This is a genomic window from Mesorhizobium sp. B3-1-9 (genome assembly GCF_006439595.1).
In the GTDB taxonomy this organism is placed as follows: domain Bacteria; phylum Pseudomonadota; class Alphaproteobacteria; order Rhizobiales; family Rhizobiaceae; genus Mesorhizobium.
In genome coordinates, this window is sequence record NZ_VFTJ01000027.1 from 37,468 (window position 1) to 51,903 (window position 14,436).

Annotated in this window: 17 protein-coding genes; 8 read left to right on the top strand and 9 right to left on the bottom strand. The window is 64.9% G+C overall.

What is annotated here, in order from left to right; genetic code table 11:
• Positions 1-14: 14 nt before the first annotated feature.
• The gene (locus tag FJW07_RS29275; RefSeq protein ID WP_140641981.1) at positions 15-1,034 is read left to right on the top strand and encodes a LacI family DNA-binding transcriptional regulator; all 1,020 of its coding nucleotides are present in this window, start codon (positions 15-17) and stop codon (positions 1,032-1,034) included.
• Here FJW07_RS29275 and FJW07_RS29280 read toward each other — a convergent pair.
• The 5 genes from FJW07_RS29280 to FJW07_RS29305 form a co-directional block, all read right to left on the bottom strand.
• Positions 1,024-1,824 (bottom strand): inositol monophosphatase family protein, encoded by an 801-nt coding sequence (locus FJW07_RS29280; RefSeq protein ID WP_140859655.1) that lies wholly within the window; start codon positions 1,822-1,824, stop codon positions 1,024-1,026. The genes FJW07_RS29275 and FJW07_RS29280 overlap by 11 nt on opposite strands.
• Before the next feature lie 72 nt (positions 1,825-1,896).
• Positions 1,897-2,895 carry an LLM class flavin-dependent oxidoreductase gene (locus tag FJW07_RS29285; protein WP_140859656.1) on the bottom strand — a complete coding sequence of 333 codons (999 nt, stop codon included), beginning with the start codon at positions 2,893-2,895 and terminating at the stop codon, positions 1,897-1,899.
• Positions 2,896-2,898: 3 nt separating this feature from the next.
• Positions 2,899-3,720: an arylamine N-acetyltransferase gene (locus FJW07_RS29290; protein WP_140859657.1), complete on the bottom strand. Its 822-nt coding sequence runs from the start codon at positions 3,718-3,720 to the stop codon at positions 2,899-2,901.
• A gap of 91 nt (positions 3,721-3,811) precedes the next feature.
• Complete coding sequence (locus FJW07_RS29295) at positions 3,812-4,981, bottom strand: AI-2E family transporter (protein ID WP_140641971.1); 1,170 nt, start codon at positions 4,979-4,981, stop codon at positions 3,812-3,814.
• 440 nt (positions 4,982-5,421) lie between these two features.
• Positions 5,422-6,483: an LLM class flavin-dependent oxidoreductase gene (locus FJW07_RS29305; protein WP_140859658.1), complete on the bottom strand. Its 1,062-nt coding sequence runs from the start codon at positions 6,481-6,483 to the stop codon at positions 5,422-5,424.
• Positions 6,484-6,715: 232 nt separating this feature from the next.
• On the opposite strand from FJW07_RS29305, the gene FJW07_RS29310 reads away from it, so the two are divergent.
• Entirely contained in the window at positions 6,716-7,144 is a 429-nt protein-coding gene (locus tag FJW07_RS29310; RefSeq protein ID WP_140641967.1) for a DUF6481 family protein, read from the top strand.
• A 175-nt stretch (positions 7,145-7,319) separates the two neighbouring features.
• Here FJW07_RS29310 and sugE read toward each other — a convergent pair whose 3' ends face one another.
• Together sugE and FJW07_RS32320 are read right to left on the bottom strand one after the other, a co-directional pair.
• Entirely contained in the window at positions 7,320-7,634 is a 315-nt protein-coding gene (gene sugE, locus FJW07_RS29315) for a quaternary ammonium compound efflux SMR transporter SugE (RefSeq protein WP_140709213.1), read from the bottom strand.
• Positions 7,635-7,827: 193 nt separating this feature from the next.
• Positions 7,828-7,953: a hypothetical protein gene (locus FJW07_RS32320; protein ID WP_095819016.1), complete on the bottom strand. Its 126-nt coding sequence runs from the start codon at positions 7,951-7,953 to the stop codon at positions 7,828-7,830.
• 223 nt (positions 7,954-8,176) lie between these two features.
• On the opposite strand from FJW07_RS32320, the gene FJW07_RS29325 reads away from it, so the two are divergent.
• Both FJW07_RS29325 and FJW07_RS29330 read left to right on the top strand, forming a co-directional pair.
• Positions 8,177-9,136 (top strand): cation diffusion facilitator family transporter, encoded by a 960-nt coding sequence (locus FJW07_RS29325; protein ID WP_140641963.1) that lies wholly within the window; start codon positions 8,177-8,179, stop codon positions 9,134-9,136.
• Positions 9,137-9,171: 35 nt separating this feature from the next.
• On the top strand, positions 9,172-9,576 hold the full coding sequence (locus FJW07_RS29330) for a GFA family protein (RefSeq protein WP_140641961.1): 405 nt from the start codon (positions 9,172-9,174) through the stop codon (positions 9,574-9,576).
• Between the two features lie 56 nt (positions 9,577-9,632).
• On the opposite strand, the gene FJW07_RS29335 is transcribed toward FJW07_RS29330, so the two are convergent.
• Entirely contained in the window at positions 9,633-10,886 is a 1,254-nt protein-coding gene (locus tag FJW07_RS29335) for a DNA recombination protein RmuC (protein ID WP_140709209.1), read from the bottom strand.
• 103 nt (positions 10,887-10,989) lie between these two features.
• Between FJW07_RS29335 and def the strand changes: the two genes are divergently transcribed.
• From def to truA, 4 genes are read left to right on the top strand one after another with little or no spacing between them, the layout of a single operon-like run.
• Positions 10,990-11,520 carry a peptide deformylase gene (def, locus tag FJW07_RS29340; protein WP_140709207.1) on the top strand — a complete coding sequence of 177 codons (531 nt, stop codon included), beginning with the start codon at positions 10,990-10,992 and terminating at the stop codon, positions 11,518-11,520.
• A 58-nt stretch (positions 11,521-11,578) separates the two neighbouring features.
• A complete protein-coding gene (fmt, locus tag FJW07_RS29345; RefSeq protein WP_140859659.1) occupies positions 11,579-12,514 on the top strand; it encodes a methionyl-tRNA formyltransferase in 936 nt (311 codons plus the stop codon).
• Complete coding sequence (locus FJW07_RS29350; RefSeq protein ID WP_140641953.1) at positions 12,511-13,017, top strand: N-acetyltransferase; 507 nt, start codon at positions 12,511-12,513, stop codon at positions 13,015-13,017. The genes fmt and FJW07_RS29350 overlap by 4 nt, the downstream gene beginning before the upstream one ends.
• 23 nt (positions 13,018-13,040) lie before the next feature.
• Positions 13,041-13,832 (top strand): tRNA pseudouridine(38-40) synthase TruA, encoded by a 792-nt coding sequence (truA, locus tag FJW07_RS29355; protein WP_140859660.1) that lies wholly within the window; start codon positions 13,041-13,043, stop codon positions 13,830-13,832.
• On the opposite strand, the gene FJW07_RS29360 is transcribed toward truA, so the two are convergent.
• Complete coding sequence (locus tag FJW07_RS29360; RefSeq protein ID WP_140642079.1) at positions 13,829-14,434, bottom strand: transporter; 606 nt, start codon at positions 14,432-14,434, stop codon at positions 13,829-13,831. The genes truA and FJW07_RS29360 overlap by 4 nt on opposite strands.
• Between the last annotated feature and the right edge of the window lie 2 nt (positions 14,435-14,436).

The window sequence follows — 14,436 nt, forward strand, 5'->3', positions numbered from 1 at the left end:
CCACGGCGCCGACCATGCTGCATGTGGCGGAAGCGGCGCGTGTGTCCGTGGCTACCGTGTCGGCATTGCTGAACGGCACCGCCACCGTCAGTCCGGAGCTTACCCAGCGCATCGAGCAGGCGATCCGCGACATCGGCTACAAGCGCAATGCCATCGCCCGCAGCCTCAAGATGGGCACCACGCGGACCATCGGCCTCACCGTGCCGCACATCACCAACCCGTTCTTCACCGATGTCGTCTCGGTCATCCAGCAGGCGTTCGACCGCGCCGGCTATGCCGTCATGCTGTGCTGCACGGACGAGGATTTGAACACGCAGGACGAGCAGATACGCCTGCTGCTCGACCGCATGGTCGACGGGCTGATCGTGGCCCGCGTCGGCGACGGCGGCATTTTGAAGAGCATCGTCGAGGACGCGAATGTCCCGGTGGTGCTGCTCGACCGTCTCTGCGAAGGCGTCGACACCGATGCGGTGGTGCTGGACAACCAGCGCGCCGTGTTCGACGCCGTCACCTATCTGATCCATCTTGGCCACCGGCGCATCGGCTACATCACCGGCACCTCCGACATATCCCCCATGCATGACCGCATGATCGGCTACCGCGAGGCGCTGCAGGCGGCCGGCCTGCCGGTGGCTGAGGAGCTCGTGCGCTCCGGCAATTTCCACGAGATCGACGGCTACAACGCGACCATGCAGCTCTTGTCGCTGCACGACCGGCCAAGCGCGATCTTCTCGGCCAACAACCCGATGGTGATCGGCACCATGAAGGCGATCCGCGACATCGGCCTATCCTGCCCCGAGGACATCTCGGTCGCCTGCTTCGACGATTTTCCCTGGTCGGACGTGTTCGTGCCGCAGCTGACCACCGTGGCGCAGCCCGTGCAGGCGATCGGCGAGCAGGCGGCGAACCTTCTGCTCGACCGGCTGGCCGGCAATCGCGACGCGCCGCCGCGCAAGCTCGTCCTCAAGGGCCGGCTGATGATCCGCAATTCGTGCCGGCCGCTGGGAGCGGTCGCGCAGACAGTCAGCGCGTAAATCCGAAGGCGGTCTCGCAAAGCAGCTGCAGCTTGGGGAAGATGTGTTTGCCGCCGGTGATCACCCGCGTGCCCTGGGCGAGCACCCTCTTCGGATCCGCTTTCAGCACCGTGCCGCCGGCCTCTTGGACCAGCAGCATGCCGGCCAGGCAGTCCCAGGCATTCATGTGCTCCTCGATATAGCCGATCAGCCGGCCGGACGCCGCATAGGCAAGCATCAGCGCTCCAGAAGCATTGCGGTAGAAGACGCCGCCTTCGCCCATGATCAGGCCGATGAGCACGACGACATTCGTGGTCGAAGCGCGGTTGGAGAGCCCGGTCCCGACCGAACCTTCCGAAAGCGAGGTGGCATCGCTGGCCTTGATCGGCTTGCCGTTGAGGAAGGCGCCGCCGCCGAGCCGGCCGTAGAAGGTCTCGTCGGTCGAAGGCTCATGGATGACGCCGACCTCTGTCTCGCCATCCCTGGCACAGGCGATCACCACGCACCAGGCGGGAATGCCACGCACGAAATTGGCGGTGCCGTCGATCGGGTCGATCACCCAGACATGACCGGTTGTTCCGGCCACGGCCGCGTGCTCCTCGCCAACGATGCCGTCTTGCGGATAGGCCTCGGCAATCGCCGCGCGGATGAACAGCTCGACCTCGCGGTCGCCTTCGGAAACCAGGTCCTGGTGGCCCTTGCTCTCGACGGTCAAATTGTCGAGGTCGCGAAAATATTTGAGGCCCAGCTCGCCGGCGCGCCGCGCCAGGTCGATGGCAAAATGCATGCGGTCGTCGAGGTCGTGGGTCACGGGGGAAATCTTTGTTGAGGAAAGGCCGTCCGCGCCCTTAGCAGACCGGTGTGTCATTCAAAAGCGGCCCTCTCAGGCCGCCTTCGACGTCGATTTGTGCACGTCGGCGAGGATCTCGAAGGAACGCACGCGCGCCGCGTGATCGAAGCACTGCGCCGTCACCATCAATTCGTCGGCGCCGGTGCGGCCTATGAAGGCGTCGATGCCCTGGCGCACCGTTTCCGGCGAGCCGACGACGGCGCAGGACAGCGCCTGGGCAAGCATGCTCTTCGCGACGGCATCGAGATCGCGGTCGTAATTCTCGACCGGCGGCGGCAACTGGCCGGGCCGGCCGCTGCGCAGATTGACGAAGGCCTGCTGCAGCGAGCTGAACAGAAGCTTCGCTTCGGCGTCGGTCGGCGCGGCAAAGACATTGAGGCCGAGCATGACATAGGGTTTGTCGAGCTGCGCCGAGGGCTGGAACCGCGTGCGATAAACCTCCAGCGCATGGTCGAGCTCGGCCGGCGCGAAATGCGAGGCGAAGGCGTAAGGCAGGCCGAGAAGTGCCGCGAGCTGCGCGCCATAGAGGCTGGAGCCGAGGATCCAGACCGGTACGGTCTGGCCTTCGCCGGGCACCGCGCGGATGCGCTGGCCTTCCTCGGCCGGCTGGAAATAGCCCATCAGCTCGACCACGTCCTGCGGGAAGTTATCGGTGGACTCCAGGTTGCGGCGCAGCGCTCGCGCGGTCAGCATGTCGGTGCCCGGCGCGCGGCCGAGACCGAGGTCGATGCGGCCGGGAAAAAGCGCGGCCAGCGTGCCGAACTGCTCGGCGATCACCAGTGGCGCATGGTTGGGCAGCATGATGCCGCCGGCGCCGACGCGGATCGACTTGGTGCCACCGGCGACATGCGCGATCACGACGGACGTCGCGGCGCTGGCAATGCCCGGCATGTTGTGGTGCTCGGCCAGCCAGTAACGCTTGTAGCCCAGCCGCTCGGCATGGCGGGCAAGGTCGAGCGAATTGGCGAGCGACTGCGTTGCGGTGCTGCCTTGCGTGATCGGCGACAGGTCGAGAACCGAAAGGTCCGTCATTGGTCAGGTCTCCACGATGCGTTTTTCCCGCAGCCTTGTCTCGAAGGCGGCGCGGTCGGGAATGACGATGGCGAGCTGGTTCTCCAGCACGTCGGCGAGTTCGGCGGCCATCGCGATTTCGCGCTGCTCGCTGCGGCCGCCGGCATGATGTGTCGACAGCCGGTTGTTGCGCAGCGCATAGCGTCGGTCGGGCAAGGCGAGCGCGGCCACCAGCGTCGTCAGGAAATGCGAGCTCGGATGCGTCGACAGGAAATGGCTGGCGACCCGGTAATCGACCTCATAGGCTTGGCTCATGTCGAAGCGGTAGAGCGTGCGCCAATCACCGCCAATGCCTGCCTGCAGGCGGAAATGGTCGCCGGTTCCGACGACGCGGAAGGCCTCGTGCGGCGTCTGCTGTTCGAGGCCCGGCTCCAGCAGCAACGGCGCCGTCAGCGTCAGGCCGCCGAAGCCAACATCGGCGATATAGGCACGGCCGCCAAGCTCGATGCGCAACAGCATATGGCTGCGCGCCGTAATGGCGTCATCAGGCTGGCCCCAGAGCACGCGGGCGGCGAGCCCGCCGACGGTGAAGCCCAGCGCGTCAAGCGCATGCATGAAGATCAGATTGTGCTCGAAGCAATAGCCGCCGCGGCCCTGGCTAAAAATCTTGTCCTGCAGCGAAGCGATGTCCAGGCCGACGGAAACGCCCATCAAGGCGTCGATGTTCTCGAACGGGATCGCCCGCGGGTGGATTGCGTGCAGCGCCTGCAGCGTGGCGAGCGAAACGTCGGTTGGCCCGTCATAGCCTATCCGGGCGAAATAGCCATCGAGATCGAAGTCGCTCATTCAGGGGACAGGTCCGGCTTGACCGGTCCGATATAGGCACTCGCCGGCGGTGCCGCAAACAATGTGCGAGGTTTGAGATTATGCCAGGGTTTCAGGGCGCGGATTTGTGATTGTTCTCGGTCGCTTCCTCGTCCACGGCCATGGACTGCTGCGCCGCGAGGAAGTTGCCGACATGGCTCAAGCCCTCGAAATGGTCGCAGAAGACCTTGATGACGACCAGCAACGGCACCGCCATCAGCGCGCCGACGAAGCCCCATAGCCATGACCAGAAGGCGATGGCGATTAAGATCGCCACCGCGTTGATCTCGAGGCGCCGGCCGACCACCGTCGGCGTCACGAACTGGCCTTCGACGATATCGCACAACACCACGAAAGCCGGCGGCAGCAGCGCATAGGCGATCGTGTCGAAGCTGATCAGCGCGATGATGGCGACGAGCAGGACGGTCATCAGCGCGCCGACATAGGGCAGGAAATTGAGCAGCGCCGCCGCCGCGCCCCACACCAGCGGGGTGGGCATGCCGAGCCCCCAGAGGCCCAGCCCGATTGTCGTGCCGAGGCCGGCATTGATCAGGGCAACGGTAAGCAGATAGTGCGAGATTTCGTGCTCGACGTCATAGACCACGCGCAGCGCCCGCTTCTTCTGGGTCATGCTGGTGAAGGACTGCACGATCTTCTCGTAGAACAGCGTGCCCGAGGCGAGCAGGAACAGCGACAGCACGAAGACGATGGTGATCGAGGTGCCGGCTTCCAGGATATTGCTGGCCGCCGTGGACAGAACGCCGGAAGGCGCCACCGCGACCCGCTGCACGCCTGGCTCCTGCGAAGTCTCGGTCAGCGCTTCGAGCTGATGCGCGAGATCCATCACCCGTTCGAGCGGCCGCTTGAACGGTGCCAGCCGCTCGGTGAGCTGCTGGCCGATCGAATAGGAGTTGTTGATGAGGTCGATGACCGGACCGCTGAGCAGATAGCCCGCGACGACGAAAACAAAGATGGAAAGCAGCACCAGCAGCGTCGCCGAAACCACCTCCGGTACGCCGTGCTTGCGCAGGAAGCGCACGATCGGCGTCAGCGTCAGCGCCAGCAGGAAGGCGAGGATCACCGGCATGAAGAAGTCACGGGCGAAGTAGAGCGCTGCGATCGTCAGCAGAATGAAAATCCCGATCACCAGCGACCGCGTCAAGCGCATGTCCGCCCGGGCGTTGGCACGCGGATCAGGGCTTTCGGCAACGCTCGCGCCCGAAGCAATCGGTTCGGTTTTCATCGGTTCCCCTTGCAGCCCGTCACCCAAACAATGAATGCATGGCAGGCTTCTGCGCGAAACGCGGGAGTTCCGGGCAAGGTTCCATGAGCCGGCTTTCCCCGGCATCGCTCATGCGGTCGCGCTATTACATGACGTGTAATTGAGCCGCCGCGCCGGCCTGGCCTAATACGGGGCAGGCTTTCGCGACGACAGATCGAGCCGCAAACCGTCGCCGCCCAGGAACCGCGTGTCGAGTGCATGTTCCCGGCCGATGAGACAACCGAGACGCTCCATGCCGAAATGGCCGTCGGCGCCGGGCATCCAGAGGCCTAGCGCGTTTCACCGTTTCACGGAAACGGCGAACCGCTCTATCTCTTTGTTTCTACGCAATTCCGGACGGAAAACCGCTCACACTTTTCCTGGAATTGCTCTAGCATCTGGAGACCGGCTTCGACTGCCGCTCAGGCGACGGGCGCCAAGATGGCGGGCGCGGCCTTCGCCGTCTCCTTGCGCACGATCGGCGCCACCCTGGTGCCGTAGAGCTCGATCGCCTTCATGATCTTGGCATGCGGCATGGTGCCGATCGCCATCTGCAGCAGGAAGCGGTCGTTGCCGAAGATCTTGTGCTGGGCGACGATCTTTTCCGCCACAGTTTCAGGATTGCCGACGAAGAGCGCGCCGTTGGGTCCGCGCGCCTGGTCGAAATGGGCGCGCGAGGTTGGGCCCCAGCCGCGCTCGCGGCCGATGCGGTTCATTACTTCGGCCTGCGGTCCGTAGAAATCGTCGGCCGCCTGTTCGGTCGTCTCGGCGATGAAGCCGTGCACGTTTATGCTGGTGGCAAGCGTTGCGGGGTCGGTGCCGGCGCGCCGCGCCGCCTCGCGATAGATATCGAACAGCGGCGCGAAACGCGCCGGCTCGCCGCCGATGATGGCCAGGGCCAGCGGCAGGCCGAGCACGCCGGCGCGGGCGGCGGATTGCGGCGTGCCGCCAATGGCGATCCAGACCGGCAGTTTTTCCTGCAACGGTCGCGGATAGACGCCGCGGCCGTTGATCGGCGCGCGCAGCTTGCCCTGCCACGTCACTGTCACCTGGTCGCGGATGGCGAGCAACAGGTCGAGCTTCTCGGCGAAGAGCTCGTCATAGTCCTCGAGATTGTAGCCGAACAGCGGGAAGGATTCGATGAAGGAGCCGCGCCCGGCCATGATCTCGGCGCGGCCGCCGGACAGAAGGTCGAGCGTCGCGAATTGCTGGAAGACGCGCACCGGATCGTCGGAGGAAAGCACCGTGACCGCGCTGGTCAGGCGGATGCGCTTCGTGCGCTCGGCCGCCGCGGCCAGCGCCACGACCGGAGCCGAGGCGGCATAGTCGGGGCGGTGATGCTCGCCGAGGCCGAACACGTCGAGGCCGACCTGGTCGGCCAGCTCGATTTCCTCGATGAGGTTGCGCAGCCGCTCATGCGGGCCAATCGCGCCGACACCCGGCTCCGGGCTGACATCGGCGAAAGTGTAGAGACCGAGTTCCATCTGGTTTTTATCCTGAGGTGTTCATATGGGTGTTGCTTGTCGGCACTAGAGGTAGCCATCTACCGTTCTGCCCGCCAGAGGTGCGATCTGTGAACAGTGCATCGCGCGCTGCCGAGCCGTATCCCTTCGGCAACAAGCCCGGATTTTTCATGGCTGGTATACCGTTTTGGCGCTTGAACTTGCCGCTTTCACGCGTATGTAAGCGTCGCGAATAGACTGCAGGGAAGTGCACTTGGCTATCTACAGGGAAAAAGACATTTTCGAGCGGCGCAATGCCGCGAACGAGGCAAAGAAGGCGCTGCTCGAGCGCTTCAAGGCAAAACCGGCGGCGGATGATCCGACAGTGCTGGCTCGCCAGGCCGAACGCAAGGCTATCCTTGAGGCCCGCGCCATCCGCGAGGCGGAAAAGGCAAGGCTGAAGCAGGAAAAGCTGGCGCGCGAAGCGGCCCAGAAGGCCGAGCGCGAGGCGATTGCTGAAGCGGCGCGTCTTGCGGCGGAAGCTGCGGCGGCCGAAGAGGCCAAGCGCCGCGAGGCCGAGGACTCCGAGCGCATCGCTTTCGAACTCGCCGATGAGGCCGCGCGCAAGGCCAAGCGTGACGCACGCTACGCCGCTCGCAAGGCACGCGTCGGCCGCACGCCTCCGGGCTTCTCCGCCCGCTAGAGCAATTCCAGGAAAAATGGTTCAGGGTCGCCGAAAGCGGCCCTGAACGCGTTTGTGCTGCGGATAACGGGCTAATGCATGTCGCGCAAAAGTGACCTCGGTTTTGCGATAACGACATGCATGAAAACAAAGGCTTAAAGCGCATCGCGTGAATCCGTTTCGACGCGACGCGCTTTTAGGCGACCAGTTTCAGCCCGACGATGCCGCAGACGATCAGGCCGATACAGGCGAGCCGGACAATCGTCGCGGGCTCGCCGAGCAGCCAGATGCCGAGCAGCGCCGTGCCGACGGTGCCGATTCCGGTCCACACCGCGTAGGCCGTGCCGACGGGCAGCGTCTTCAGCGCCAGCCCGAGCAGGCCGAGGCTGACGATCATCGAGGCAATGGTGAGAAGGGTCGGCAGCGGCTTCGAGAAGCCGTCGGTATATTTGAGGCCGATCGCCCAGCCGATCTCGAACAGGCCGGCGAAGAAAAGAAGAATCCAGGACATCGAAGACACTCCGTCATTCCGGCATCACTTGAGATGCCTGGTGGCGGGTCGTCCCGGCCGGTTTTCGGGGAAGCGAGGTCGTCCTCGCCCTTGATATGGGGTGGCCTGTTTCCCGATCAACAAAACACCGGCAGCATTGTCATGCCGCCGGTTCAAAGTCTGCATTGAGCCGGATCGACCGAATTTCGGCCGCTTACTTTTCCTTTATGCGCATCGCCTTGACCGGCGGCGCCTTCGGAGCCGGGGCCGCAGCGGGCTTCTTGGCGTCCTTCTTCGGCTTGCGGGCTTCCTTGCCCGCCTTCATCGCACCTTTAGCCATGATTCGCTCCTCCGATTGTGGACGTGCAAGTGAAACAAGAGAAATGCCGGACCGCAAGAGGCCCCGCCTCGCTTGCGAAGCCGTCCAGCCGGATGTCAACCGGTTTCCCGACGCCATGCTGGCTCGAGCGCGCTGTGGTGGCTTGAACTTCGGACTGCCTGGCGCATTGTCTGTGGAGTTTCGCCCGGGTGGGCATCAATGCTCGGGCGCGCCGGGAGATCGAATGGCAGGACATAGCGGGTCAAGACGAGTGATCTATGCCGCGCTCGCCGGCAATTTGGCGATCGCGCTGACCAAATTCGCGGCGGCGTTCTTCACCGGTTCGTCCTCCATGCTGTCGGAAGGCGTGCATTCGCTGGTCGACACCGGCAATGGCGGGCTCCTGCTCTATGGCATGCACCGCGCCGCGCGGCCGCCCGACCGCACCCACCCGCTCGGCCACGGACGCGAGCTCTATTTCTGGAGCTTCATCGTGGCGCTTCTGGTGTTCGCGCTGGGCGCCGGCGTTTCCTTCTATGAGGGCGTTATCCACATCATGGCGCCCGAACCGGTCGTCAATGCCAAGGTCAACTACATCGTGCTTGCCCTCTCCTTCGTCTTCGAGGGCAGCTCATGGCTGGTGGCGCTGAAGGAGTTCCGGCAGCAGAAGGGTAAGCAAGGCTGGCTGCAGGCTGTGCAATCGAGCAAGGATCCGAGCGTCTACACGGTGCTGTTCGAGGACAGCGCCGCGCTGCTTGGCCTCATCGTCGCCTTCGCCGGCATCCTGTCGGCCGAACTTCTGGAAATCCCCGAGCTCGATGGCGTCGGCTCGATCGGCATCGCCATCATCCTGGGCGCCACGGCCATCTTCCTGGCGCGCGAGAGCAAGGGCCTGCTGCTCGGTGAACCTGCCTCGTCCGAAGTGCAGAAGAAGGTGCTGGCGATCGTCCAGGAGGATCCGGCGGTCCAGCGGGCGAACGGAATCCTGAGCGTCCATATCGGTCCGGAGGAAATCGTCGCGGGTTTGAGCATCGAATTCGAGGATCATCTCACCGCGCCCGAGATCGAGGCCTGCGTCGAGCGCCTGGAGGCAAGGCTGAAGCAGGAAATGCCGCAGATATCCAGGCTCTTCGTCAAGCCGCAAACGACTGGCACATGGGAGCAGCGGCGCGAGGCCATCGCCGAGGCTTCGGACGAGAGTTAGGTTCAACGCAACGAACTTCGTGAGGAGGAAAGCTGATGAAGATCGACGGCGGATGTCATTGCGGCGCGATCGCCTATGAGGCGGAGGTCGATCCGCAAAAGACCTCGATCTGCCACTGCACCGACTGCCAGCAGCTGACCGGCACGGCCTTTCGGGTGACCGTTCCGGCGCCGGAAAGCGACTACCGGATCACCAGGGGCGCGCCGAAGATCTACATCAAGGTCGTGGCAAGCGGCGCCAGGCGCGCCCAGGCTTTTTGTGCCGACTGCGGCTCGCATCTTTATGCAACGTCGGTCGGCGATGGTCCGAAGGTTTATGGGATCAGGGTCGGGACCGCGCGGCAGCGTCAGGACTTGGTTCCCAGACAGCAGAAATGGCACCGGTCGGCCCTGCGCTGGCTTCCGGAATTCGAGGGCATGGCGACGACGGAAGAGCAATAGCGCTATCGGATCGGCCAGCTGGCGCGAGCCTTGGCGATTGGCCGAATCTTCCGCGACTACTCGTCGCCTTCGACGACGCGCAGCCTGAGCTGACCCGTCTTGGAATCGGCCACGCGCGCCCCGGCCTCGACCTTGGCCGGCCCGTTGCGCGGCGGCTCGGCCTCGCCCTCGGCAAACTCCAGCGCCTCGATCTTCTGGCCGCGCTTGGTCACTTTCGACGTCGACACCAGGATGTCGTCGATGTCCTTGGTTGCCTGGCCGAAATGCGTCTGCAGCCGGCGCACCCGCTCGTCGACCCGCGCCACATCCTCCATCAGCCGGATGACCTCGCCCTGGATCAGATGCGCCTGCTCGCGCATGCGGGCGTCCTTCAGGATCGACTGGATGACCTGGATCGACAGCATCAGCAGCGAGGGCGAGACGATGACGACGCGGGCGCGGTGCGCCTTCTGCACCACCGCCTCGAAGTTCTCATGGATTTCGGCGAACACCGATTCCGACGGCACGAACATGAAGGCGGTGTCCTGCGTCTCGCCCTGGATCAGGTATTTTTCGGCGATATCGCGGATATGTATCTCGATGTCACGCCGAAAAGCCTGCGCCGCCGCCTTCTGCATGTCGGCGCCCTCGGCGGCCCGGATGGCGTTCCAGGCTTCCAGCGGGAACTTGGCGTCGACGGCCAGCATAGGCGCGCCGTTCGGCATCCGCACCAGGCAGTCGGGCCGGCTGCCATTGCTCAGACTGGCCTGGAATTCGTAGGCGCCGTGCGGCAGGCCGTCGGCGACGATCGCCTCCATCCGCGACTGGCCGAAGGCGCCGCGCGTCTGCTTGTTGGAGAGGATCGCCTGCAGTTGCACGACCTGGCCGGCCAGGGACTGGATGTTGCCCTGCGCGGTGTCGATCACCGCCAGCCGCTCCTGCAGCTTGGCCAGGCTCTCATGCGTCGACTTGGTCTGCTCGGCCATGGTCTGGCCGAGACGCCCGGTCATGGCGTCGAGCCGTTGTCCGAGCGACTGGGTGAGCTCGGCCTGCCGTGCCCCGAACACTTCGGCGATCGCGCCCATGCGCCCCTGCATCTCGGCCTGCGCCTGCATAATGTCGGCCATCCTCGCCTCGGCATCGCGGGCATGGTCGGCGGCTTCGGCGGCGGCCACCGCGCGCGCCCCGGCCGCGCGCCACAAGGCGACCACGAGCGCCACGAACAGCGCAAGCAGAAGGATTGCGCCGAAAGCCAGCGCCTGGCCAAGCGTGATGGTCGTGGCGCCAAGCCGCGCGATGGGCTCGGAAAGCATGGAGGTCATGTCGTTCATTTGGCCAGCATAACCGATTCGGCCTCCTGGCACAGATCAAAACGTGAACAAGCCAAAGATGCCCCGGTTGACGCTTTTCAAGCGAGGTCTTAGGTGAGACGCCATGTCGATCAAGCCTCTCATCATCCTTCCCGATCCTGTCCTGCGCCAGGTTTCCGAGCCGGTCGAGCGCGTCGATGCCGATTTGCGCAAGCTCGCCGACGACATGCTCGACACCATGTATGACGCGCCGGGCATCGGCCTTGCGGCGATCCAGGTCGGCGAGCCGCGGCGGCTGCTGGTCATCGACCTCGCCAAGGAAGGCGAGCCGCCGGAGCCGCATGTCTTCATCAATCCGGAAGTGCTCGAAAGTTCCGACCAGCGTTCCGTCTATGAGGAAGGCTGCCTATCGATCCCAGACTATTATGCCGAGGTCGAGCGCCCGGCTTCGGTGCGGGTGAAGTATCTCGACCGCGACGGCAAGTTGCAGGAGATGCAGGCGGAAGGCCTGATGGCCACCTGCCTGCAGCACGAGATCGACCATCTCAACGGCGTGCTGTTCATCGACCACATCTCGAAGCTGAAGCGCGACATGGTGGTGAGGAAGTTCAAGAAGCTCGCCAGGGACAAGGTGCCGGGCAAGATGGTGGGCTAGGGGCGGTCTGGACCGCGCGAGCACCTGGAGCTGCCACGAGACAGGATCGCAGGACGTCATGCCGCTTCGCGTCATCTTCATGGGCACGCCGGATTTTTCCGTGCCGACCTTGCGCGCCATCGCCGAGGCCGGCCACGAGATCGCGGCCGTCTACACGCAGCCGCCGCGCGCCGCCGGCCGGCGCGGGCTGGAATTGACGCCCTCGCCGGTGCAGCGCGAGGCCGAGCGGCTGGGGCTCGAAATGCGCACGCCGACATCGCTGAAAGGCGAGGCCGAGCAGCAGGCCTTCGCCGCCTTGCGGGCCGATCTCGCGGTCGTCGTCGCCTACGGATTGCTATTGCCGAAAGCCGTTTTGGACGCGCCGAGGCTAGGCTGTCTGAACGGCCACGCCTCGCTTTTGCCACGCTGGCGTGGTGCTGCTCCCATCCAGCGCGCGATCATGGCCGGCGATGCGGAGACCGGCATGATGATCATGCGCATGGAAGAAGGTTTGGATACCGGGCCGGTGGCAATGGTTGAAAAAGTCGCCATCGCACCCGATATGACGGCCGGCGAATTGCACGACCTCCTGATGGTTCAGGGCGCTTCGCTGATGGTTGAGGCGCTCGCCCAGTTGGGGATAAATTGTCTGACATTTACCCAACAGGCGACGGCAGGGGTGACCTACGCCCGAAAGATCGATAAATCGGAGACACGCGTAGACTGGACGCGGCCTTCTGGCGAAGTCCACAATCACATTCGCGGCCTCTCGCCCTTTCCGGGCGCGTGGTGCGAGGTCGAAATTGGCGGCCGCATGGAGCGGCTGAAACTGCTTCGCTCGACGCTCTCGGATGGCGTCGGCGAGTCGGGAGGAATTCTCGATGACCGGCTGACGGTCGCCTGCGGGTCGGGCGCGGTCAGGCTGGTCGAAGTTCAACGGGCGGGCGGAAGGCCTGCCGCCGCGCAGGAGTTTTTGCGCGGAGCCAAGATCGAAAAAGGAACGAAACTCACATGAGCATGATGTCGATACGCGCGGCGACGCCGCGGGATCGCGAGGCGATCCGCCTCGTCGAAGAGCATGCCTTTGGCCAGCAGGCGGAAGCCGGCCTGGTCGACGCGATTGTCACTGGCGGCGATGCCGTCGTCGAACTGGTTGCCGAGGAAGACGGCCAGGTCGTCGGCCATATTCTTTTCTCGCGGCTTTTCGTGCAGAACGGCGCCAAGCAGTTCGCCGCTGTCGCGCTGGCGCCGCTGGCGGTCGAGCCCTCCTTCCACGGCACCGGCATCGGCGGCGCGCTGATCCGCGAGGCGCATGTGCGGCTCAAGGAAGCCGGCGAGACGCTGGCCGTGGTTTTGGGCGATCCGGTCTATTACGGCCGCTTCGGCTACACCCACGCCCGCGCCGGAAAGTTCGAAAGCGAGTACCAGGGCGAGGCGCTGCAGGCGCTGGCCTGGGGCGACTCGCCCGAGACCGGCAAGCTGGTCTACGCTTCAGCCTTCACCGCTTTAGCCGCCTAGGTTAAGGCGAAAGCACAGCTGGCATGCCGCGTTTTCGGCTCGATATCGAATATGACGGCAGCCAGTTCGCCGGCTGGCAGCATCAGGCCGACCAGCCCTCGGTGCAGCAGGCGATCGAGCAGGCGATCGAAAAGTTCTGCGGCGAGGCCGTAAGAATACGTGCCGCCGGCCGCACCGATGCCGGCGTGCACGCCACTGCCCAGGTGGCGCATGTCGACCTGGCCAAAGCGTGGTCGGGCGACAAGGTGCGCGATGCGGTGAACGCCCATCTGCAGGCGGCCGGCGCGCGCGTCGCCGTCCTGAATGCGGCCGTCGTCGCCGACGGTTTCGACGCGCGCTTTTCCGCCACCGGCCGCCACTATCTCTATCGCATCCTCAATCGCCGGGCGCCGGCGGCGCTGGAAAAGGGCAAGATCTGGTGGGTGCCGAAGCGCCTCGACGCCGAGGCCATGCATGAGGCTGCCAAGGTGCTCCTCGGCCGGCATGATTTCACCACCTTCCGCTCGACCCAGTGCCAGGCCGAAAGCCCGGTCCGCACGCTTGACCGCCTCGACGTCAGCCGCGATGGCGACTTCATCCAGGTGCGCAGTTCGGCCCGCTCTTTTCTGCACAACCAGGTTCGCTCGATGGTCGGCTCGCTGAAGCGCGTCGGCGACGGCTCCTGGGGCGCCGCCGATCTCAAGGCGGCGCTCGAAGCACGCGACCGCGCCGCCTGCGGCCAGGTAGCGCCGCCGGATGGGCTGTTTCTTGTCGGGGTGGATTATGCGGCGGCAACCCAAGAGCCAAACGCCGCAGCCGAGGATACAGTGACCTAACCCGTCGTGCCGTCCGGTATGTCGATGCCGAGCAGTGCCTGCAAGCCAAACAGGACGAGCAGCGAGGCAATGAACATGCCGACGAACACGGTGGTGCCCACGGCGGCGCCCCTGCCGATCGATGCATTGGTCATGCGCCATGTCAGCACCATCGAGAGCGCGAACAGGAACAGCGACACGAGGCTGTTCACGTCGCTGGTCGAAGGCAGGAAGAGCCTGAGCAGCGCCGAGGGCAGCATCAGCCAGGCGATGATCGCCGACGTCCAGTTGGAAGCGACGACATAGTGGACGAAGCGGCCGCCGATCCCGGCGCGCGGCGCGACCAGCGCGAGCGCCACCAGCGGCAGCACCCAGGAGCCGATATCGACGGTCGCCAGCCGTATCAGCATGCCGAGGCGTCCGGCGAAGGCGTCCGGATCGCCGATCTCATTGGCTATCCCGACCCAGCCGACGATCAGCGCCGGCGCCGCCACGACAATGGCGAAGAAGGAATTCCAGAAACCGTCGGCCGAAAGGTCGAGCAGGCGCAAGCCGTCGGCCTTGCCGAACATCAGCCGCCAGGCGCCGGCCAGCGAAGCATAGGTTTCGTCCGCCGAAAGCATGG